The sequence below is a fragment of the Streptomyces sp. NPDC054842 genome (genome assembly GCF_053611025.1).
The window spans coordinates 157,466-177,572 of sequence record NZ_JBSGZN010000006.1 but is presented as its reverse complement, the minus strand read 5'-3'; the positions used below and the strand labels follow the sequence as shown (position 1 = coordinate 177,572).

Genomic DNA, 20,107 nt, shown 5'->3' with positions numbered 1-20,107 from the left:
GGCCTGACGAGGGCCCGTCAGCGGACGCCGGGGGCAGCCGACTTGCGCTGCCCCCCTGCTGGTCAGCTAGAGTCTGGAACACGCCGAGGGGCGAGGCCGAAAGGCCGCAGCCCACGAGGTCGTGCGGGTGTAGTTCAGTAGTAGAACATCCCCCTTCCAGGGGGAAGGCGCAGTGTGCAATTCCTGTCACCCGCTCCGCATCGCTTACCCACCACTCTTGTGGATCAGGTAAGGTGGTGCTCGCGCCGATCGGTGAAAGCCGGTCGGAGGCAATGCGAACGTAGCTCAGTTGGTAGAGCGCAACCTTGCCAAGGTTGAGGTCGCGAGTTCGAACCTCGTCGTTCGCTCCACAAAGAAGACCCCGGTCCATGACCGGGGTCTTCTGCTGTGCCCGCTCGCCCCACGCGCAAGATCGGGGACGCGTGCACGGGACGGGAGTGCGGAGGCCGTGGCGATGTGAACACGGCCACAGCTTTCGGCTCGCCGCCCATTTGGGCGGGACCGCTGGGCGCCATGGACCGGTCTCCCGGAAACGTCTGTACGGGGGCCGAGTTGAGCCACTCCGGGCAACAGCGGCGGGCCGTCCGGGCGGGCCTCTGGGCGGCTTCCGGGCGGCCGGCGGTGCGTCCACGGCACCCGGAGGGTTGGGTATAGTAGCTGTCGCGCCACGGCGCAGTGCGGACGTAGCTCAGTTGGTAGAGCGCAACCTTGCCAAGGTTGAGGTCGCGAGTTCGAACCTCGTCGTCCGCTCCACATGAAGAAGCCCCCGGCCTCGGCCGGGGGCTTCTTCGTGCGTTCAGGACCAGCTCGTACCGGTCAGCCGCTCGTACGCCTCGATGTACTTGGCGCGGGTCGCCTCCACCACGTCGGCGGGCAGCGCGGGCGGGGGCTGCTCGCTCCGGCGGTCCCAGCCGGACGCCGGGGAGGTCAGCCAGTCACGGACGAACTGCTTGTCGTACGACGGCTGCGCGTGACCCGGCTCCCACTCCTCGGCCGGCCAGAAGCGGGAGGAGTCCGGGGTGAGCACCTCGTCGGCGAGGACGAGCGTCTCCCCCTCGAAGCCGAACTCGAACTTGGTGTCCGCGAGGACGATGCCCCGGTCGCGGGCGATGTCGCGGGCGCGGCCGTAGACCGCGAGCGTCGTCTGGCGGAGCTGGGCCGCGGTCTCGGCGCCCACCTGGCGGGCGACCTCCTCGTAGGACACGTTCTCGTCGTGCTCGCCGACCACCGCCTTCGTGGCCGGCGTGAAGATCGGGGCGGGCAGCTCCGAGCCGTCCACCAGGCCCTCGGGGAGGGCGAGGCCGCAGACCGTGCGGGACGCGTCGTACTCCACCAGTCCTGAGCCGGTCAGATAGCCGCGCGCGACGCACTCCACGGGGACCATCCGCAGCGACTTGCAGACCAGGGTGCGGCCCGCCCACTCGGCGGGGGCGCCGGGCGGGAGCTCGGTGCTCAGGACGTGGTTGGGGGCGAGGTCCGCGAGCTGGTCGAACCACCACAGCGACAGCTGGGTGAGGACACGGCCCTTGTCGGGGATCTCCGTCGGGAGCACCCAGTCGTAGGCGGAGATGCGGTCGCTGGCGACCATCACGAGGTCGCCCGCCTCGTTCTGGTACAGGTCGCGCACCTTGCCGGTGTGCAGGTGCACCAGCCCCCGCACCTGAAGGGGCTCGGGCTTTTCGGCGAATCCGGACACGGTTCCTCCCCGTGGTTGAAGAAAAAGGGGCGCCCGCGGGGCCCGAAGAGGCTGCGGTGGGCGACGGGTGGGCCCAGGTGGCTCGATTCTCCCGTATGCGGTGACCGGTCCGGGCCACCGGGTGCGCGGCGGGAGCGTGGGGCGCGGGTGGCCCCGGGTGTGGCGGGAGGGGTGGTTCCGGTGGCCGGGATGCGGGGGGAGCGAGGGACCGGAGTGGGCGGTGGTGCCGATGGGGTGGTTCTCAGTCGCGTTTGCAGATGCGGTCGAGGAGGTTCGCCGTGGCGCGCTGGACCCGCGTGTCGACGTGGCCGGGCCGGTCCAGCGCCGGTGACCAGGCGAACGTTCCGGACGCGAAGACCAGGGCGCCGGACGCGGCCCGGTAGACGGAGGTCTCCTGGTGGCGGGTGACCCCCTCGCCGTCCGCGTACGGGGAGTGGGCCAGCAGGATGCGGCCCTGGTGCTCGGGGAGCGGGGTGCGCGGGAAGTAACGGTCCGCCTCGCCGGCGACCAGGCCCGGGAGCTCGTCGCCGTCGTGGGCGCCGGTGGCCTCCCACAGCCAGTGGTCCGCGTTCCGGACGACGAGCGGGTGGGGCTCCGGGACGCGGCCCGCGTACTGGATGCCGATCAGCTGCTGTTCCGGGCGGTCGATCTCCCGCCACAGCGCCGGCTTCCCGGGGCCCCTGCGCTTGCGGCAGGTCAGCAGCCGGTCCGGGACGCCGGACGGGGACGGGCCCAACTCGACCTGCCAGTACATGGTGTTGGCGGAGAGGAAGACGAGCGAGGTGCCGTGGTCGCGGGCGTGCTCCACGGTCCGGCGCATGGCGGTCGACCAGTACTCGTCGTGGCCGGGGAACACCAGGCCCCGGTACCGGGTGGGGTCGATCCGGCCCGCGTGCAGGTCGCGGGCGTCGGCGTAGGCGAGGTCGTAGCCGTAGCGCTCGGCCCAGCGGATGAAGTCGTAGGCGTGCCCCACGTGCAGGGGGAGTCCGGCGCCCGCGTACGGGCGGTCGAAGGAGATCGTCGTCGCCGCGTCGGCCTCGCCGAGGAGGCGGCCGTCCTCGTCCCACGCGTGGTAGAGGCTGGCGCCCGTGCGGCCGTCCTCCGGGTAGAGGTTGTACGCCTGCCACGTGATGTCCGGGAGCAGGAGCAGCAGGTCGGCGGGCTGGTCGTCGCGAACGGTGAAGGGGACGTGGGAGCGGTAGCCGTCGGCGGTGGTGAGCACGGCGACGTACGCGCCGACCGACCAGTACGTCGGGATCTGGAGCCGCCAGGAGAGCCACCAGTGGTGGCACGAGACCGTGCGGTCGGCGGTGAGCGGGGGCGGCTGGACGATGCCGGAGAGCCGGGGACTGGTGGTGATCTTCGAGGCGCCGTCGCCGCCGTAGTGGCCGATGCGGTAGATGTCGACGCTGAATTCCTGCGGCGGGTCGACCGTGATGTGGAAGTCGATGGCCTCGCCCGGGGTGGCGGCGCCGGTGGACGTGAACCCCTTGATCTGGCGCCGGACGTCGTCGGCGGAGCGGGGACCCGGGGTCGTCGGCCGGGGGCGCGACGGGCGGGGGTGCGGGACGCCCCGGCCGGGGCGGGCGGCACCCTGCGCGCCGGGGACGTCGTCCACGGCGTCGATGTACCAGGGGACGACCTGGCCCGTGTCGCCGAAGTACTGCTCGTCACCGCGCAGCCACGGGACGGGGCCCTGGCCGAAGGGGTCCGTCACGGCGTGCGCCAGGGCTCCCGACTCCCAGCGGCGGATCTGTTCCGACCCCATGTGTCCTCCCTCCCCAGTGCCCCCGTCACCGTTGCGCTTCCTGCCCTGTGCTCGATCGGTCCCAGCACATCACATAACGCGCGCACTCCGTCACCGTTCGTCGCGAATTGACGTGAACGGAACGGGCCGCTCCGCAGAAAGGCGGGGAGAGCAGCGCCGGTCTCCCCGCCGGGCGGCGCCCTCAGACCAGACGGACGGGTTTCTCGGGGCGGACGCCCGTCCGGTGCAGCCAGGTCTTCAGGGGCGCCGGATCGCCGGACTCGACCAGGGCGAGGACGCGGGGGCCCAGGTCTGCGGCCCGCTCGCCGGCGACGAGGAGGGAGGGGCCGTCGAGCCAGTCGAGGCCCGGCAACGCGCCCGCCGTGTCCATCGCCGCGCAGCAGACCATCGCGGTGACGTGGTCGGCCAGCAGGTCCCGGCCCGTGCGGGGCGGCTGCAGGGGGAACAGGGGAAGCATCCCGTCCTCCCACAGCGCGCTGTCCGGACCGCCCTGCTCGACGGCGGACGCGGGGACGGGTCCGGCGGCGGCCTCCTCGCGCGCCACCTCCGCGCTGAGGGCGGCTGCCAGCGCCGCCGTCCGCTCGTTGCCCAGAGGGTCCTCGTCCTCGTCGTCGTCCGCGTCGTCGGCCGGGCGCCCGCCGGCCGGAACACCGCCGGCGAGGCCGTCTCCCACCGTGCCCCCGTCGGCGCCCCCGGCCGGTTCCTCGACCGGTTCCCCGAACGCAGGGGGCGTCACCGCGATGGCGGGGTCCCGCGGGTCGTCGGCGGCGGTCGTCAGGTGCTCCATGACCCGGGACAGGGTCGGTCCCGGGCCGCCGGGCCCGGCCGGACCACCGGAGGGGCGGACGCCCTGGGCGTCGAGGACGCGGTGGAGGCGGGCCGCGTCGGTCCGCCACTTCCGGTCGACGACCTCCTCCGGGTACTCCTGCCAGTTCACCGGCGCCCAGTCCGGTCCTCGCTCGGCGGGGCCGCCGTGGAAGAGACGGGCGGCGAGGAGGGAGGCCGCCTCGTCGACCGTGCCCGGCTCTTCGAGGAGGTCGCAGGCCGGGCGCTCGCCCAGCCGCGAGGCGAAGCCTTCCGCGAGCCGGTCGCGGCGCGAGAGCTCGGTGAGGGCCGCGACGACGCCCGCGTCCAGGCGGGAGGGCCAGCGGCCCATGCGCCAGGCGGGCAGCGCGACCCGGGTCAGCAGCCGGTCCCAGCCCGCGTACGCCAGCCCCACCTGCTCCTGGGCGACGATCCGCAGCCCGTAGTCCACGGTCTGCGCACGCTCCGCGGCAGCCGCCGCCACCCCCCGCTCCATCTCCGCCGCGTGCCCCCGGCAGCTGCGCAGGAGCAGGCGGACCACCCAGCCGACGCCGCCGAGCACCGTCCGGACGACGGGACCCCGGGTCGGCGCGGACGTCACGGCCACGGCCGCGTCCAGCCCCCGGACGAAACGGCGGGCCGCGGCTATGTCCGGCTGGGCGGCGGGGCCCGTCCCCGCGACGACCGGGGCGAGGACCGCGCGCAGCTCACCCACGCGCATCCACCACAGGAACGGTGAGCCGATGACCAGGACGGGCGTGGCGGTGCTCCGGCGCTGCGCGTGCCTCCTGGCCCTGCCGAGGCCGCCGGACAGCACGGAGAGGCGGCCGCCGCGGCGCTGCGGGGGCCTGCCCTGCGCCGGATGCGTGCGGTCCTCCAGCCAGCTGTCGCAGTCCGGGGTGAGCGCTATCGCGGAGGGCACGGGGACGTCGAGCCGGTCGGCCAGGTCGCGCACCATCCGGTACAGGTCGGGCGCCGAGGTCTCGACGACCGGGACCGTCGGGCTCATCGCCGGTCGGGCCCGGGAGACGACCAGGGCGATGCCCGCGGCCGCCAGCAGGACCAGCACGGCGAGGACCGTCACGACCCGGCGGGCCGTCCCCCAGCCGCCTCCGACGAGATGGCCGGTGGACCCGCCGACGAGCAGCACGACGGCGACGGCCGCGGGCAGCAGGGCGACGGCCAGCGCCCTGCTGCGGATGCGCAGCACGGCGAGAGCCCGGGAGCGCGCCGCTTGCACGCCCACCTCCACACCCATACCGGTCACGACCGGATGTCACCCCCTACCGTCTCGCCCGGGGCCCGCCGGGACAGTGGCTGTCACGGTCGGCGCCGGGACATGTCCTGGCGTTCATCCCCCCACTGTGGCACCCGCCACCGACATCGCAATGCCGGTGGGCCAAGTGCCGGAACGCTTGCGCCGCACCCTAGTTGGGGCCCCGGCCCCCGTCAGCTGGATGGGGCATCGGTCACTCGATGGAATGGCTCTGGGGAGAGCTGGACGACAGTGGGCAATGATCAGGCCCCGGATCCCAAGGGGAGTCCGGGGCCTGAGGAGAAGAGCCGAAGGTGACGGAGCGTGTCCGGTCCCGTCGTGTCGCGGGCCGGTCGGCGACCGGGGTGTCCGGCGGCCTCCGCGCGGTGGCGCGCGCCGCCCACCTGCCGTTCTACGCTTCCGCCGCCGCCTTCGCCGCGATGTCGGTGCGGTGCTGGGAGCCGTCGAGACGGATCCGGGAGAGCGCCGTGTACGCACGGTCGCGGGCCTGCGTCAGATCGTCGCCGACGGCCGTGACCGACAGGACGCGACCGCCCGCGCTGACCACCGCGTCACCGTCGCGCTTCGTCCCGGCGTGCAGGACGTACGCGTTCGGCGCGTCCTGCGCCGCCACCTCGTCGAGGCCCGTGATCGGGTCGCCGGTGCGCGGGGTGCCGGGGTAGTTGTGCGACGCCACGACCACGGTGACGGCCGCCTCCTCGCTCCAGCGCAGCGGCGGCAGGAAGGCGAGGTTGCCGGTGGCCGCCGCGAGCAGCAGACCGGCGAGCGGGGTCTTCAGTCGGGCGAGGACCACCTGCGTCTCCGGGTCGCCGAAGCGCGCGTTGAACTCGATGACCCGCACGCCGCGGCTGGTGATCGCGAGACCCGCGTAGAGCAGGCCGGAGAACGGCGTACCGCGGCGGCGCAGCTCGTCGACGGTCGGCTGGAGGACGGTCTCCATGACCTCGTCGACCAGCTTCGGGTCCGCCCAGGGCAGCGGCGAGTACGCGCCCATGCCACCGGTGTTCGGTCCCTCGTCGCCGTCCAGGGCGCGCTTGAAGTCCTGGGCCGGCTGGAGCGGGACGACCGTCTCGCCGTCGGTGACCGCGAAGAGGGAGACCTCGGGGCCGTCGAGGAACTCCTCGATGACGACGCGGTCGCAGGCGTTCGCGTGGGCCCGGGCGGCGTCGAGGTCGTCGGTGACGACGACGCCCTTGCCGGCGGCGAGCCCGTCGTCCTTCACCACGTACGGGGCGCCGAAGGCGTCGAGCGCCTCTTCGACCTCGTCCGGCGTCGTACAGACGTACGAGCGCGCCGTGGGGACGGCGGCGGCCGCCATGACGTCCTTCGCGAAGGCCTTGGAGCCCTCCAGCTTCGCCGCCTCCCCGGACGGGCCGAAGCAGGGGATGCCCGCCTCGCGCACGGCGTCGGCGACCCCCGCGACGAGCGGGGCCTCAGGGCCCACGATCACCAGCTCGGCGCCGAGCCGCGTGGCCAGCGTGGCCACGGCGGCACCGTCGAGGGCGTCGACCGGGTGCAGCTCGGCCACCTCCGCGATGCCTGCGTTCCCGGGGGCGCAGTGCAGTGCGGAGACGTCGGGGTCGTGGGACAGGGAGTGGCACAGGGCGTGTTCGCGGGCGCCGCTACCGATGACAAGGACCTTCACGGGGGTCAGCCTAGCCGTCCCGGGCGAGTGCCTTTGTAGAGGATTCCGAGGCGTGGACGCGCGGGGGTTGGTGTGAATCTCCAGTTACGGGGCCCTGGGTCGAACTGTCCGGGCCCTGGGCCGGACAGTCGGCGCCCTGGGTCGGGGCTAGTCGTGCGAGACCTCTTCGACCACCGTCGCGCCCAGTTCGCGGACGATCAGGTCGTGGCCCGAGAGGGCGGACTCGTCCAGGTCGGGGTCGTCGTCCTCGGGGATGTCGTCCTCGGGCGAGACGGGGGGCGGGGGTTCCGCCGCGGGCGGGGCCGGTCTGGTGGCGGACGCGGAAGGACCCGAGGACGCCGGTGCCTGCGAAGGGGCGGGGCGGGCGGCCGGGGCCGGCTGCTGCGGGGCGGGACGGGGGGCCGCCGGCCCCCCGCCGTGTCCACCGCCGAAGCCGGGGCCCGGGGCGGGCGGCGGCGCCGAACCGCCCGACGGGTCGACGATCGCGTCGATCTTCCACTGCACGTTGAACAGCTCGGCCAGCGCCTGCTTCAGCACGTCCTCGCTGCCGCTGCTCGCGAAGTTGTCCCGGGCGCCCGCGTTGACGAAGCCGATCTGGAGGGTCGTGCCGTCGAAGCCGGTGACCTGCGCGTTCTGGCTGAGCAGGATCCAGGTGAAACGGCGCCGGTTCTTCACCGCCTCCAGGATGTTCGGCCAGAGCGTGCGCGGGTCGGGGCCGCCGGTCACGGGGGCGGAGGGAGCGGGCGCGGCGGCGGCCGGAGCCGGGGCGGGCGGCACGGGGGCGGGGGCGGCCGACGGTGGCGGGGTCGCCGGCGGGCCCGAGGGGGCCGGGCCACCGGCGGGCGCGGCCGTGGGCCAGCCGCCGGGGCGCCGGGCGCCTCCGCTGCCCGCCGCCGTCGCGGTGGGCCAGGCGCCGGGGGCGGGCGCGGCGGGCCGGTCCGGCTGGGCCGGGGCCTGTACGGGGGCCTGCGCCGCGACCGGGGCGGGCGCGGGCGTGGGCTCCGGCTGCGCCGGGGTGGGAGCGGGCGCCGGTGGCTGCACCGGGGCGCCGGTGTCCGTCGCGGGAGCGCCGGCTCCGGGAGCCGCACCGCCCGACCGCACGGCGGCCCGGGCCGCGGCGGGTCCGCCACCCGGCGGCACGGCGGGTGCGCCGCCCGGCGCCGGTGCGGGAGCGGCTGCCTGGGGAAGCGGTGCGCCGTGGGTGTCCGGGCCCGGTGCGGGCACGTATCCCATGGCGGGGGCGGCGCCGGCCCCGGTGAAGTTCACGCCGCGCTCGATCCGGTCGAGCCGGGCCATGACGGAGCGCTCGTCCCCGTAGGCGGCGGGCAGCAGCACGCGCGCGCAGATGAGTTCCAGCTGGAGTCGCGGCGAGGTCGCGCCGCGCATCTCGGTGAGTCCCTCGTTGACCAGGTCTGCGGCGCGGCTCAGCTCGGCGGCGCCGAAGACGGCGGCCTGGGCCTGCATCCGCTCCACCACGTCGGCGGGGGCGTCGATGAGCCCTTTCTCCGCGGCGTCCGGCACGGCCGCCAGGATCACCAGGTCCCGCAGCCGCTCCAGCAGGTCGGCGACGAACCGGCGGGGGTCGTTGCCCCCCTCGATCACGCGGTCCACCACCTCGAAGGCGGCGGCCCCGTCCCCGGAGGCGAACGCCTCGACCACGGAGTCCAGCAGCGACCCGTCCGTGTAACCGAGCAGGGAGGTCGCCATGGCGTATGTCACACCGGCGTCGCCCGCTCCGGCGAGCAGCTGGTCCATGACGGACATGGAGTCACGCACGGAACCGGCACCGGCGCGCACGACGAGCGGCAGCACGCCGTCCTCCACGGGGATGCCCTCGCTGCCGCAGACCTCGCCGAGGTACGTGCGCAGGGTCCCGGGCGGCACCAGACGGAAGGGGTAGTGGTGGGTCCGCGAACGGATCGTCCCGATGACCTTCTCGGGCTCGGTCGTCGCGAAGATGAACTTGAGGTGCTCCGGGGGCTCCTCGACCACCTTCAGCAGCGCGTTGAAGCCGGCCGGCGTGACCATGTGGGCCTCGTCGATGATGTAGATCTTGTACCGGCTGCTCGCGGGACCGAAGAACGCCTTTTCGCGCAGGTCACGGGCGTCGTCCACGCCTCCGTGGGACGCGGCGTCGATCTCGATGACGTCGATGGAACCCGGCCCGTTCCTGGCCAGGTCGCGGCAGGACTGGCACTCGCCGCAGGGTGTCGGCGTAGGGCCCTGCTCGCAGTTCAGACAGCGGGCGAGGATGCGCGCGCTGGTCGTCTTGCCGCACCCGCGCGGACCGCTGAACAGGTACGCGTGATTGACCCGGTTGTTCCGCAGCGCCTGCTGCAACGGGTCGGTGACATGCTCCTGCCCGATGACCTCGGCGAACGACTCCGGGCGATAGCGGCGGTACAGCGCGAGAGACGACACGCATACGAGGTTATAGGCGCCCGCTGACAACCCGGACCGCCCGGAAGCCACCCGGCTCCGGACCCGCCCGCCCCTCGGCGCCGTCGCCCGGCCGTATGGACGCAGGGCCCCGGGAACGCAGACGCCCCCCACGCACCCGCCAGAGCCAACCTACCCTTGCTGCCTTCCGGCCCTGGGGGAGTTCAGTCAGATAGCGCCACGTGAGGGGCTCCGCACAGGTTACCTGATCCTGGCGGTGAGAACGAGTTCGCGAGCACTCCTCAACGTCTTGTATTGTTTGCCGCGGAGGATTCGCCTAGAGGCCTAGGGCGCACGCTTGGAAAGCGTGTTGGGGGCAACCCCTCACGAGTTCGAATCTCGTATCCTCCGCCAGTGCCTCACCGGGCACGATGTCGAAGGGCCCCACCGTTCGCGGTGGGGCCCTTCGACGTGCGTGGTCTCAGTTTTGGTCTCAGTTGGGGCTACTGGACGGTCATGAACATGCTCGACCGCGCCTGTGGTGCGTGTGAGTCCGAGGCCCAGTCAGCGGCTGTCCTGCGCCACGTGCCTGTTGCCGGAGGCACACGGAGGCTGGACTCCGCTGGGCCGCCATGGAGCCACGCATCCGAGTAGTTGCGGGAAGTCCTCTGGCGGGTGTGCCCACAGATAGCCTTGAGGCGAGGCTCGTTCAGTGAGCCAGGACGAGAGGAACCCATGGCTGCAGCCGCCCCCGACGAGGTCGAGTACGGCGAGGTCTTCACCCGTCGATGGGTCGTCGAGACGATTCTCGATCTGGTCGGCTACACGGCAGACAGAGACCTCGCCCAGATGAAGCTCGTTGAGCCGTCGATCGGATCTGGAGCGTTCTTCGTCCCCATACTGGAGCGACTGCTCGAGTCTGCAAAGGTTCATGGCACGGAACTGTCAGAGCTTGCTGGCTGTCTGTACGGTCTCGATCTGCAGCACGAGCACGTCGCTGCCTGCCGCAAGAAGTCGACGGACATGCTCCAAGCCGCTGGGGCAAGTCCTGCACAAGCCCAAGCCCTGTCTGCAGGCTGGCTGCGTCACGGCGACTTCCTTCTCGACGACGTACCGACGGCTGTCGATTTCGTGATCGGCAACCCGCCCTACATCCGGACCGAAGATCTCGATGACGAGACCGAAGCCGCCTATCGCAAGACATGGCGGACGATGCGTGGGCGGGCGGACATCTACGTGGGCTTCTACGAGCGTTCGCTGTCCATGCTCGCGAGCGACGGGAAGGTCGGGTTCATCTGCGCGGACCGTTGGATGCGAAATGCCTACGGGAAACACCTACGGGGTCTCGTGACCTCACGCTACGCGGTCGAGTCGGTGTGGCAGATGCACGACGTGGACGCATTTGAAGCAGAGGTCTCGGCCTATCCGGCGATCACTGTACTGGCCAACTCCAAGCAGGGCAGCGCCACGTTCATCGACACCACTGGCGCGTTTGGAGCGGCCTCCGCGAGCGAAGCTCTGTCGTTTGTGCAGAGCGAGGTGGAGGAGGCTTCGGGCCAGGGCTGGGAAGGCGCGCGCCTGCCGAGCTGGTTCGACACCGACGACTTCTGGCCCGCAGGGTCTCCTCACACCATCAAGGTGCTGGAGCACCTACAGGAGACGTTCCCGACGCTTGAAGCAGACGGCACGACGAAGATCAGCATCGGGGTCGCGACTGGAGCTGACAAGGCTTACATCATCAGCCCAGAGGCTGGCAACGACATCGAGCAGGATCGGCTGACGCCCATCGTCATGGCCGACGACATCCGTACAGGTCGCCTCACGAAGCCTTCGAAGATGCTGCTGAACCCGTGGGACGGCGAGGGCAGGCTCGTGGATCCCGCGGACTACCCGAAGTTCGCGGCCGCACTCGCGTCGCACCCGAGCGTCAAACAGCGCTTCGTCGCCAGGAAGAACCCGAGCACCTGGCACCGCACTATCGACAAGGTCTATCCGGGCCTCGCCGAGCGGCCGAAGCTGCTCCTTCAGGACATGAAAGCCCAGATCACACCGGTACTGGAGCCGGGCGGCTACTACCCGCACCACAACCTGTACTACGTCGTCTCGTCGTCGTGGGACATGGAAGTGCTCGGCGGGCTGCTGCTGTCTCGGATCGCAGAGGCTTTCGTGAGCGCCTATGGCGTGAAGATGCGTGGTGGCACGCTGCGGTTCCAGGCGCAGTACCTACGGAAGATCGCTGTTCCGCGCCCCGAAACGATCCCTGACGACATCGCCTCCAGGCTCCGTGACGCGTTCCGCGCCGGCGACAGGGCGGCTGCAACGCGTGCGGCCGAAGAAGCGTACGGGCTGCCCGTCGGCAGCATCTGAATATCTGGATAGAAAAAGAGGGGGCCATGAGCGACCTGACACCTGTCGAGACCTGGCGCGCCGCTGTTCTCGGTTACTGGAAGGGCCTGGACCTACAGGCCGCGAAGCAGGGGCAAGCGACCGGGGTTAAGGACACCGGCAATCGCGCAGCCGTCACCGGCGGCAAGCAGATGGACGCGATGCAGGAAGCCGTGGCGAAGATCTGGCGCGCCGATCCTGACATCAGCCTTGAGGTGCGCACGACCGGCCACAACCATCTGCCGGCGTACTTTCGACCGGCGAAGAACTGGGATCTCCTGGTGCTCTACCGCGGCTCCCTGATCGCGGCGATGGAGTTCAAGTCCCAGCGAGGCCCCTCGTTCAGCAACAACTTCAACAACCGGACGGAGGAAGCCCTCGGGCTCGCGGCCGACTCCCAGATGGCCGCGGAGCGCGGCCTGTTCGGCAATTTGAAGCCTTGGTTCGGTTTCATCATGCTCGTAGAACGCGCGCCGAAATCATTGATCAAGGTCGAGTTGCCCAAGAACATGCCGTTCCCGCCGGACCCAATCTTCGAGGGGGCGTCGTACATAGGACGGTACAAGATCTTCTTCGAACGCATGGTCAAGGAGGGCAACTACGACGCTGCTGCGCTACTCACCGCCGAGGCGGGCAGCGAACACTTCATCGAGCCGTCGGTGAGCTTGTCGTTGGCCAATCTCGAGGCAGCCATCCGTGCACGCATCGCGTACATCAAGACGCTGCCGGACGATGTGTTCGACGAATTGACGCTCTGAATCGAGCCGTTCGAGGGCGTCGGTGATCACGTAGGTCCAGGGCCAGTAACGGGCGGAGGAGCAGGCACGGGAGGAGACGGCAGGACGCGGCGCGGGCGCGGGAGAAGGCGTCGGACGTGGCCCCGGGGGCGAAGGTGCGCTTCCACCGCGGCCATGTATCGCTCGCGGACATCCGCCAGCGCCCGCAGGTCGACGACCGACGTCGGGATCACCATCGCCGTGTCGTCTGCCGCTGGAGCCGAGCGCCACGCATCCTTCATGCTCTGCCCGGCCACCGTCCGTGTACGGGCGACGAGTTCGTCATACGCGGCGCCCACCTCCGGAGCCTCGAAACGGACCCACGCCTCGTGCCAGGTCAGTCTGGACTGGATCTCCCGCAGCTGCTCCGACAGGCGAACCCGCTCCTCGGCGACAGCGTCCGCGCGACGGCGCCGCACGGCGTAAGCCATCTCCGCGTACTGGATACTCGCCTCGTACGCGCTCGCGAACAATTCCTGCTTCCGCTCCTGCAGCTGAGCGCGACGGCCAATCCGCGCCTGGACGCCGAGGACGAGGCCGGTCACCAGTGCGGCGAAAACCGCAGCGTAGGGGCCGAGGGCCTTGATCGCGTCAGCCAATTATTTGGTCCTGTTCGTCGAGGCCCGGTGAACCGAGGCCGTGGGGTGCTTCGAAGCCCGGCCAGACGCCTGTGGAGCGATAGGCAGCCTCCCAGCGCAGATGGCGGACGATGATCGCGACGAGGAACCGCCCGCCGTCGCCGGGCGACCACCGGCGCGAGGACGCGTCCTTGGGGTACCAGAGGCAAAGGGAACCGTCGGGGTTGCGGTGGGCCGGGCAGTCGGGTCCGCGTGCGTGGACACGGGGGAATGCCGGATCACCGAGGGCGAAGGAGATGCGGAGACTGTGTGAGGGCAGGATCCGAATGTGCGGGTAGACCTGAACGTTGAAACCGGACGCGAAGTCGGCGGGTTTATCCACCTCGCGCACGTCGAGCCCCGTTGAGCGCATCCCGGTCAGCAACTCGGTGCGGGCCATCGGACGGGCAAACCAAGGACGCCGCGTGGGACGCCCGTCACCCCTCAAAGGCCGTTTCCTCCCGCCACGAGCGCGTCTTAGGGATGCGCAGGCTTGCACCCGCGAGACCGAGGCTTGCCGTGGTGCTCAGGGGAGTGGAAGCGGCGGAGAAGGCGCGCTCACGTTCACGCATTGTTTTGGGGAAGAGGTACTCCAGGACCTCCGCCACCGTGTCCATGTCGTCGGGGTCGGCAATGGCCTTCGAGAGCCTGTCGGCGGCGACCCGGAGCCGCCGCTCTGCATCCGCGTCGGGGATCAGCGGCTTGAGGTCGGGCGAGACGGAGCGGGGATCCTTCGTCGGCTCGCCGCGCTGAAGGCGCAGGGCGGCCTTCAGCAGCACCGTGTGGACGGCGCCGACGAGGCCCATTCCCGGCTCGACGAACTCATACGCCCAGACGGAGAGTTGATGTGAGGAGAAGGCCGGCTTCGTGGCCTGAGCATTCCACGCCTTGAGGATGCGGATGGCGCGGCGCCGGGTGCGCCGCAGGGCGTCGGCGCCGGACCTCAGCAACTCGACGTGGCCCTGGGGATCGCTGGCGCTCCATGCCTTTGCGGAGCTCGGGGTCTGCTCCAGGTCGGGGATCCACAGTCCGCGCACATCGCGGCGCCGCAGCGCCACGATGAGATCGACCGTGATATCCGTGCCGTTGACCGGGGCGCCGAAGTGAATCTTGAGGCCCCGCCGGGACTTGCACACCCGCGCCTTGGGGAAAAACGGGGTGCACTCCGGGTCTCGGAGCTTCGGACCGATGAACGCGACAAGTTCATCGGTGACGGTGTGCGGGGCCTCCCCTCCTCCGTCAGGACCAAGCTCAGGGTGCTGGACACGGTCCAGGATGATCCCACCGTCCCCATCGCTGACGGCTCCCGCGTGCGGCTGAATGTGAGTGCCAACGGGGATCGAACCCGAGCTGTACGACTTACGGCCCTCGGGGTGCTGCTGGGCCAACCTGAGCGCCAGCGCCAGACGTTCGCGCGTCGCCGCGAGAACGTCGGGGTCTACGTTGATCAGGGTGAGCAGGTCGTCGAACTGATTGTGCAGATGTGCCATGACCGTTCCTTGCGGGCCGGGGGTGCGGTGCGTGGACAGACAGCCGGCACGGGTGTGTACCGTGCTCCGAGTCTGACGCACGCCACTGACAACGCCCCCGCTTCCAGCGGAAGTCAGAGCTCAGCGCGGCCCGTTCAATGAGACGGTCACCGAAATCCAGGACCGGCGCCGGCGCCGGTCTCACGACTCCGCGGAGTCATCGGGTTCGTCCTTGCCCTGGGCCAGGATCCGGCCTCCGACGAAGACCACACCGAGAGCGAGCGCTGATCCGACACCGACCATGGTCTTCTTCAGCAGACCGTCCACGTGGCGCTTGTGCTCGGTGTCCTTCTGAGAAGCAAGTCTTGCCGTTTCCTGGATGAGTTCGAGTATGTGCTTCCTCTGCTCCCAGGTCAGGTCGCCCCTCTGGAGTTCTCGCTCGAAGATCACCCGGTTCTCCCGGAGGGCCTGGTAGACCTGATCCAGGCTATGCCTGCCGTCCGCGAGAGTGGCCTCGTGGGCCTTCTCGATGGCGCCGAAGGCATCCGTGGCGAACTTCCTGAACTCGGGGAACTGTTCGACGATCTTCATGGCCACTTCGGTGTCCATGTCGGGCATCATGGCCGCGAACCTGACCGCCTTCTCCTTGGAGAGGTGCCTCCAGGTGTCGATTCCGAGCGCGCGCATGATCTCGGCTTCGTTCTTGTACTTCACGTCGTGGGACCTCCATTGGTCTCCTGCGCAGCGCTTTCTTCTCCGCTGCGGGCCGCTAACTCTGCCCATCGCCCTACGTGGCGGGATTACGCGCCCGGTCCACAGCCTGTGCGCACGCCTCCCCATAGGCCGACGAGACCGCGTTCTCGTCCGTGCCACGCACGTGGGCCTCGATCTCCTGGCCTGGCCGACGAGAAGTGTGCCAGCGCACCGGCAGGTCCGTGTACAGATCGGGCTCGAAGTCCCACGCCCACGTCGACCATCGGGCAGGGCTTCCGACGTTGAGCCGTTCACCTCCCGTCAGGAACACGGCATGAGCGTGGTGCACCATCCGGCGGTCGGGAATCTCGTGGCGGATGGACTGGGCTCCGCCTCCCGCCTCCCACTGTTCCCGCCCCATCTCCTCGACCTGTGCAGATTGGCCGGGCCGGTCCTCGCTCCACTGGGCAACCACCAGCTCCGCGTGCTGGCGGGCGGCGAAGGCCAGGCGTCGGCCGCCGAGGTCGGCGAGGTAGACCGCTGAGTCGACCGCGGCAGGGCCGGAGCGCACGGCGGCACGGGAAGCAGCCTCCTCCGCGACGTCTGCAGGCACGGCCCAGAGCAACGCTCCGATCTTGGCGGCGGTCTGTTGCAGGACGGGGCCGGTCATGTGCTGGTAGCGGCGGCGTATCCGTGCGGACTTGCCGGGCTCCCAGCCCATGATGCTGTCGACGACGGCGTCAGAGATCCCCAGGATGAGCAGGACCGTGGCTGCCGTGTGGCGGGCGTCGTGAAGGCGGCCGTCGCGAACCCCGGCGGCCTTCAGCAGGTCCTTCCACCGGTGGAAGTCGGTGTTCGGGTTCAGGGGTTCGCCGACCGGCGAGGTGAAGACGTACCCCTTCTCCGTCCAGAGGTCTCGGGCGAGAGCGCGCTCTCGGCCCTGCTCCTCCTTGTGTCGGCGGAGCAGGGCCATCAGCTCGTCCGGCACGCCGATAGGCCGCTGACCGGCTCGTGATTTCACGCTCTTGGTCTCACGCCGGACGTTGATCTTCTGCGGGCAGTAGCCGGGCTTGCGCCCGCAGCGGTTGCCGCAGCCGTGCTCGTAACGGGGCCGTAGGCGGCCCCGTCGGACACGGATGACTCCGAGCTCGAAGTCAATGTCTGTCCACTGCATGCCGAGAGCCTCACCCTGGCGAAGACCGAGCGCCAGGGCGATGACCCAGCGGGCCGCATTGCGGTGCTTCCCCGCCTCCGCCAAGAGGCTCTTGACCTCCTCGACCGAGTACGGCTCGACTTCGTCCTCTTCCAGACGCGGCGCCTTCGCGGTCGTCGCCGGATTCCGGACAGCGTGCCCACGGCGCACAGCTTCGTTGAGCGCGGTACGAAGGGTGCGGTGCACCTGGTGGGCGGTGCCGGCGGAGCTGCCGTTCGCCTGCATCTTCCGGTAGAGACGCTCCAGGTGCTCGGGTTCCAGTTTCTCCAGGCGATGGGCGCCCAGGCCGGGGATGAGATGGTGGTAGACCGCCACGCGGTAGCCGTCCATGGTGTTCTCACCGACATTGGGCGCGGCGATGTTCTCCACCCAGTGGGTCAGCCAGGTCTCGACTGTCCAGGTCTGGCCGGCCTTGCGGACACCGGTGGAGTCGCGCTGCTTCTCCAGTTCGCGGACGGCCTTGGCGACCTCGGCGCGGGTCTTGCGCCCAACGTGGCGACGGTCAAGGGTGCCATCGTCCTTAACGCCGACGGTAACGCGGCCGTGCCAGCGTCCGTCCTTGCCGAAGTAGATGGACGAGGCACCGTTGGGTTGCCGGGAGTTCTGGGGCTTCGTGGTCTTCGCCATGGTCGCCCCGCTCAGGCGATGGTGTCGAAGTCCGTGACCCGGTGGCGGCGCGCTAGGAACTCGCCGACCGCCTCCGCGGGTATGCGACGCAGGCTGCCGATCTTGACCGAGTGGATCGCCCCGGACGAGACGTACTCGTACATCTTCGTTCGGCCGATGCCGAGGCGGCGGGCGGCTTCGGTGACGGTGAGGCCGACGAGGGTGGTGTCGCCCTGGTCGCCGCCTCGCGTGGCTATGAGCGGGAGTCCTAGGGGACGTCGAGGAGCTGGGCTATCTGGGCAAGGGGCGGGAAGTTGCTCTGTAGCAAGGGAACTCCTTGACCGGCGGACGTGGGCGGCAACCCAGGCGGCAATGCCGGTCGATCGTTAGGTATGGCGGTTGTGGGACTGCTGAGGTTTTGGCACAGAAGAGTCGTCGGCGTTCGCGGCGCCGAAGTGACCGTGGCGGAACGGCTACTGGCCGGGGGCTGCTCGGGCTCCTCGGTCATGGCCATGCGCTCGGGACCGAGCCAGCTTTGGAGCCGGTGGGGCGAGCCGCGGTGGCGGCGGAAGTCGTCGCCTGCGGCGACCGCCAGCTCGTGAGTCATCAGGGCCTTGACCGCGTCTTCCTGGTCAGGGTGGGCCTGGGAGTAGTTCTTGAGCTCGGCCATGAGGCGGTCTTGGGCCTCGCTCAGAGCGCGCCACTCCTTCCACTTCTCGACGTACTCGCCGATGAGCCGTCTCACCTGCGGGTTCATGAGCTGGCCAGGAACGCTGGTCAGGTCGTCGAGGGGCAGGTCGAAGACCTTGCAGAAGCCGAGGGCCTCGTCGAGGTTGACCCTGCGGCGTGGCTTGCCGCTCTCGATCCGCCAGATCGCAGACTGGTTGATCGGGTGACCGGCCTTGGTCATCTCCTCGGCGAGCTTGGCAGTGCTCCAGCCGCGGACTTCGCGCTCCATCTTGATGCGCTCGGCCACGTGATTCTCCGGTTCCGGCCGGTCAGTGCCGGATCGGGCCGCGCCAGCTTCGTCGCTCGTCGTTCTCACCTCCCTTTTGCGTGGGCCTGGCGATACAGCCGTGGCCGGTGACGAACAGCTAACACCAATCCTATATGCATCGCAAGTCATTCCCATTTGAATCGTTGCTGGTAGTGTCGTGACTGTCCTCGGACGAGCGTGGACATGAAGAAGCCCCCGGCGCTGAGAAACACCGGGGGCGAAGCAGAAACCCCACAACCGCCATACCTAACGATTCGACCGGCCTGGCCGGGGTTGCCGCCCCATATGGCCTGCCGGGTGAGGAGTTCTATGCCTCAGGGTACGACCCTGCCGCCCGAGATGCCATCCCTCTACGACGACGGCCCCGCACCGATGCTGGACGCGGTGGAGCCTCCGTACAACGTGGACGCCGAGCGCTCAGTGCTCGGCGCCGGCATGCACAACGGCGACATCATCGACACGGTCCGGCACGTGCTGGGCGAGGACGCCTTCTACCGGCCTGCGCACGAGACGATCTGGCGTGCCCTGCTCAGCCTGCGCCGCGAGGACAAGCCGACCGACCCGATCGTCCTCACCGAGCTGCTCCAACAGCAGGGTGACCTGCAACGTGTGGGCGGCCCGGTCTACCTGCACCAGCTCGCCGACCTGTACTACAGCGTCGGAAGCACGGAGCATCACGCGGAGATCATCCGCGACAAGGCCAACCTGCGCCGCCTGCTCGCCTCCGCCGTACGCACCGTGCAGCGCGCCCGCGAACCGGGCGCCGACCCCGAGGCGATACGCAGCGAGGTCGAAGCGGAGATGCGAAACGAGCGCGAGCGGTCCCTGGCCTCCGGCCAAGGTCGGCTGTCCCGCTTCGCCAGGGATGGATGGGCCTTCGTCACGGAGACCGGTGCGGACGCCGAACCCCTGTGGGGCACGCCGAACAAGACCGTTTGGGCACCAGGCGAGAGCCTGATGATCGTCGGCGCTCCCGGTGTCGGCAAGACCACCCTGGCCCACCAGGTGATCTTCGCCCGCCTTGGGCTGCAGGAGACCGTCCTGGAGATGCCGGTCGCCCCCAGCAGACGCGTGCTGTACCTGGCCATGGACCGGCCCCGACAGATCGCCAAAGCCATGGTCCGCCGCGTCTTCGACTCCGACGAGAAGATCCTGCGAGACGGGCTCGTGGTCTGGGAAGGGCCGCTGCCCGCCACGCTCGACAAGGAGCCCGACCTCCTCGCCGAGATCGCCGCCGCGCACCAAGCCGACACCATCGTGATCGACAGCCTCAAGGACGCTGTGAGCACCATGGTCGACGACAGCCTCGCGGTCTCCTTCCACAACGCCCGCATGCGCGCCCTGCGCAGCGGCGTGGAGATCCTGGAGCTGCACCACCAGCGCAAGGCGACCGCCGACGCACCACGCGGTCAGCGGCCCGCCCTGGACCAGGTCTACGGCTCCACCTGGTTCACTGCCGGAGCCGGCAGTGTCCTCTTCGTCACCGGACGCGCGGGCGACCCTGCGGTCACCCTGCACCACCTCAACTCGTCGACCGGCCAACCCCTTCGGCCGGGCGTAGCAAGCCGCGTGGCCGTCGGTGTCGGAGCGAGCGGTACCAACAGTCGCTACTGTCCGGACAACAGGCGCCACGAGGCTCAGAGAAAGTGCCGTCACGAAATGTGATTCACACAATTCCCGTCGCGCGAAGCAGAGTTGAGGGGCTGCGAAGCACCCTTCGCAGCTTCTGGCGTGTAGAGTTGGGGCTAGCGAGGCCCGGGGATCCGGGGTTCGCGCGTGATGC

13 protein-coding genes, 4 tRNA genes, 1 other RNA gene and 1 pseudogene are annotated in these 20,107 nt (G+C 70.1%); 7 read left to right on the top strand and 12 right to left on the bottom strand.

Features of this window, described 5'->3' with window-relative positions; translation table 11 throughout:
• Positions 1-123: 123 nt before the first annotated feature.
• The 3 genes from ACWGIS_RS07265 (at position 124) to ACWGIS_RS07255 (ending at position 753) form a co-directional block, all read left to right on the top strand.
• Positions 124-195: transfer RNA gene (locus ACWGIS_RS07265), tRNA-Gly, on the top strand.
• Positions 196-274: 79 nt separating this feature from the next.
• Positions 275-350: transfer RNA gene (locus tag ACWGIS_RS07260), tRNA-Gly, on the top strand.
• Between the two features lie 327 nt (positions 351-677).
• Positions 678-753 (top strand) — tRNA-Gly (locus tag ACWGIS_RS07255).
• Between the two features lie 43 nt (positions 754-796).
• Here ACWGIS_RS07255 and ACWGIS_RS07250 read toward each other — a convergent pair.
• The 6 genes from ACWGIS_RS07250 to ffs form a co-directional block, all read right to left on the bottom strand.
• The gene (locus tag ACWGIS_RS07250) at positions 797-1,696 is read right to left on the bottom strand and encodes a phosphoribosylaminoimidazolesuccinocarboxamide synthase (RefSeq protein WP_453361398.1); all 900 of its coding nucleotides are present in this window, start codon (positions 1,694-1,696) and stop codon (positions 797-799) included.
• A 241-nt stretch (positions 1,697-1,937) separates the two neighbouring features.
• Complete coding sequence (locus ACWGIS_RS07245; protein ID WP_453361397.1) at positions 1,938-3,464, bottom strand: N,N-dimethylformamidase beta subunit family domain-containing protein; 1,527 nt, start codon at positions 3,462-3,464, stop codon at positions 1,938-1,940.
• A 181-nt stretch (positions 3,465-3,645) separates the two neighbouring features.
• Entirely contained in the window at positions 3,646-5,526 is a 1,881-nt protein-coding gene (locus ACWGIS_RS07240) for a hypothetical protein (RefSeq protein ID WP_453361439.1), read from the bottom strand.
• Between the two features lie 409 nt (positions 5,527-5,935).
• The gene (gene purD / locus ACWGIS_RS07235) at positions 5,936-7,189 is read right to left on the bottom strand and encodes a phosphoribosylamine--glycine ligase (RefSeq protein ID WP_453361396.1); all 1,254 of its coding nucleotides are present in this window, start codon (positions 7,187-7,189) and stop codon (positions 5,936-5,938) included.
• Positions 7,190-7,336: 147 nt separating this feature from the next.
• Complete coding sequence (locus ACWGIS_RS07230; RefSeq protein ID WP_453361395.1) at positions 7,337-9,610, bottom strand: DNA polymerase III subunit gamma and tau; 2,274 nt, start codon at positions 9,608-9,610, stop codon at positions 7,337-7,339.
• A gap of 117 nt (positions 9,611-9,727) precedes the next feature.
• Positions 9,728-9,822: signal recognition particle sRNA small type (gene ffs / locus ACWGIS_RS07225), an RNA gene on the bottom strand.
• 72 nt (positions 9,823-9,894) lie between these two features.
• On the opposite strand from ffs, the gene ACWGIS_RS07220 reads away from it, so the two are divergent.
• The 3 genes from ACWGIS_RS07220 (at position 9,895) to ACWGIS_RS07210 (ending at position 12,711) form a co-directional block, all read left to right on the top strand.
• Positions 9,895-9,982, top strand: a tRNA-Ser gene (locus ACWGIS_RS07220).
• A 321-nt stretch (positions 9,983-10,303) separates the two neighbouring features.
• Positions 10,304-11,935 carry an Eco57I restriction-modification methylase domain-containing protein gene (locus ACWGIS_RS07215; RefSeq protein WP_453361394.1) on the top strand — a complete coding sequence of 544 codons (1,632 nt, stop codon included), beginning with the start codon at positions 10,304-10,306 and terminating at the stop codon, positions 11,933-11,935.
• A 26-nt stretch (positions 11,936-11,961) separates the two neighbouring features.
• Positions 11,962-12,711 (top strand): PaeR7I family type II restriction endonuclease, encoded by a 750-nt coding sequence (locus ACWGIS_RS07210; protein ID WP_453361393.1) that lies wholly within the window; start codon positions 11,962-11,964, stop codon positions 12,709-12,711.
• Positions 12,712-12,737: 26 nt separating this feature from the next.
• On the opposite strand, the gene ACWGIS_RS07205 is transcribed toward ACWGIS_RS07210, so the two are convergent.
• From ACWGIS_RS07205 to ACWGIS_RS07180, 6 genes and pseudogenes are all read right to left on the bottom strand, one after another.
• Positions 12,738-13,328: a hypothetical protein gene (locus tag ACWGIS_RS07205; RefSeq protein WP_453361392.1), complete on the bottom strand. Its 591-nt coding sequence runs from the start codon at positions 13,326-13,328 to the stop codon at positions 12,738-12,740.
• Positions 13,321-13,746, bottom strand: coding sequence for a hypothetical protein (locus tag ACWGIS_RS07200; protein WP_453361391.1), 426 nt, complete (start codon positions 13,744-13,746; stop codon positions 13,321-13,323). The genes ACWGIS_RS07205 and ACWGIS_RS07200 overlap by 8 nt, the downstream gene beginning before the upstream one ends.
• 37 nt (positions 13,747-13,783) lie before the next feature.
• Complete coding sequence (locus ACWGIS_RS07195; RefSeq protein WP_453361390.1) at positions 13,784-14,836, bottom strand: hypothetical protein; 1,053 nt, start codon at positions 14,834-14,836, stop codon at positions 13,784-13,786.
• Positions 14,837-15,016: 180 nt separating this feature from the next.
• Positions 15,017-15,529: a hypothetical protein gene (locus ACWGIS_RS07190; RefSeq protein ID WP_453361389.1), complete on the bottom strand. Its 513-nt coding sequence runs from the start codon at positions 15,527-15,529 to the stop codon at positions 15,017-15,019.
• Positions 15,530-15,602: 73 nt separating this feature from the next.
• Positions 15,603-17,348, bottom strand: a complete 1,746-nt coding sequence (locus ACWGIS_RS07185) for a tyrosine-type recombinase/integrase (RefSeq protein WP_453361388.1) — start codon at positions 17,346-17,348, stop codon at positions 15,603-15,605.
• An 11-nt stretch (positions 17,349-17,359) separates the two neighbouring features.
• A pseudogene (locus ACWGIS_RS07180) lies at positions 17,360-17,655 on the bottom strand (helix-turn-helix domain-containing protein).
• 978 nt (positions 17,656-18,633) lie between these two features.
• Between ACWGIS_RS07180 and ACWGIS_RS07175 the strand changes: the two are divergent.
• A complete protein-coding gene (locus tag ACWGIS_RS07175; RefSeq protein ID WP_453361387.1) occupies positions 18,634-19,989 on the top strand; it encodes a DnaB-like helicase N-terminal domain-containing protein in 1,356 nt (451 codons plus the stop codon).
• Positions 19,990-20,107 lie beyond the last annotated feature (118 nt).

Coding starts and splice junctions, on each gene's coding strand:
- ACWGIS_RS07245 (WP_453361397.1), bottom strand. CDS start 3,464: ATGGGGTCGGAACAGATCCGCCGCTGGGAGTCGGGAGCCCTGGCGCAC.
- ACWGIS_RS07240 (WP_453361439.1), bottom strand. CDS start 5,526: ATGGGTGTGGAGGTGGGCGTGCAAGCGGCGCGCTCCCGGGCTCTCGCC.
- ACWGIS_RS07215 (WP_453361394.1), top strand. CDS start 10,304: ATGGCTGCAGCCGCCCCCGACGAGGTCGAGTACGGCGAGGTCTTCACC.
- ACWGIS_RS07210 (WP_453361393.1), top strand. CDS start 11,962: ATGAGCGACCTGACACCTGTCGAGACCTGGCGCGCCGCTGTTCTCGGT.
- ACWGIS_RS07200 (WP_453361391.1), bottom strand. CDS start 13,746: ATGGCCCGCACCGAGTTGCTGACCGGGATGCGCTCAACGGGGCTCGAC.
- ACWGIS_RS07195 (WP_453361390.1), bottom strand. CDS start 14,836: ATGGCACATCTGCACAATCAGTTCGACGACCTGCTCACCCTGATCAAC.
- ACWGIS_RS07185 (WP_453361388.1), bottom strand. CDS start 17,348: ATGGCGAAGACCACGAAGCCCCAGAACTCCCGGCAACCCAACGGTGCC.
- ACWGIS_RS07175 (WP_453361387.1), top strand. CDS start 18,634: ATGCCTCAGGGTACGACCCTGCCGCCCGAGATGCCATCCCTCTACGAC.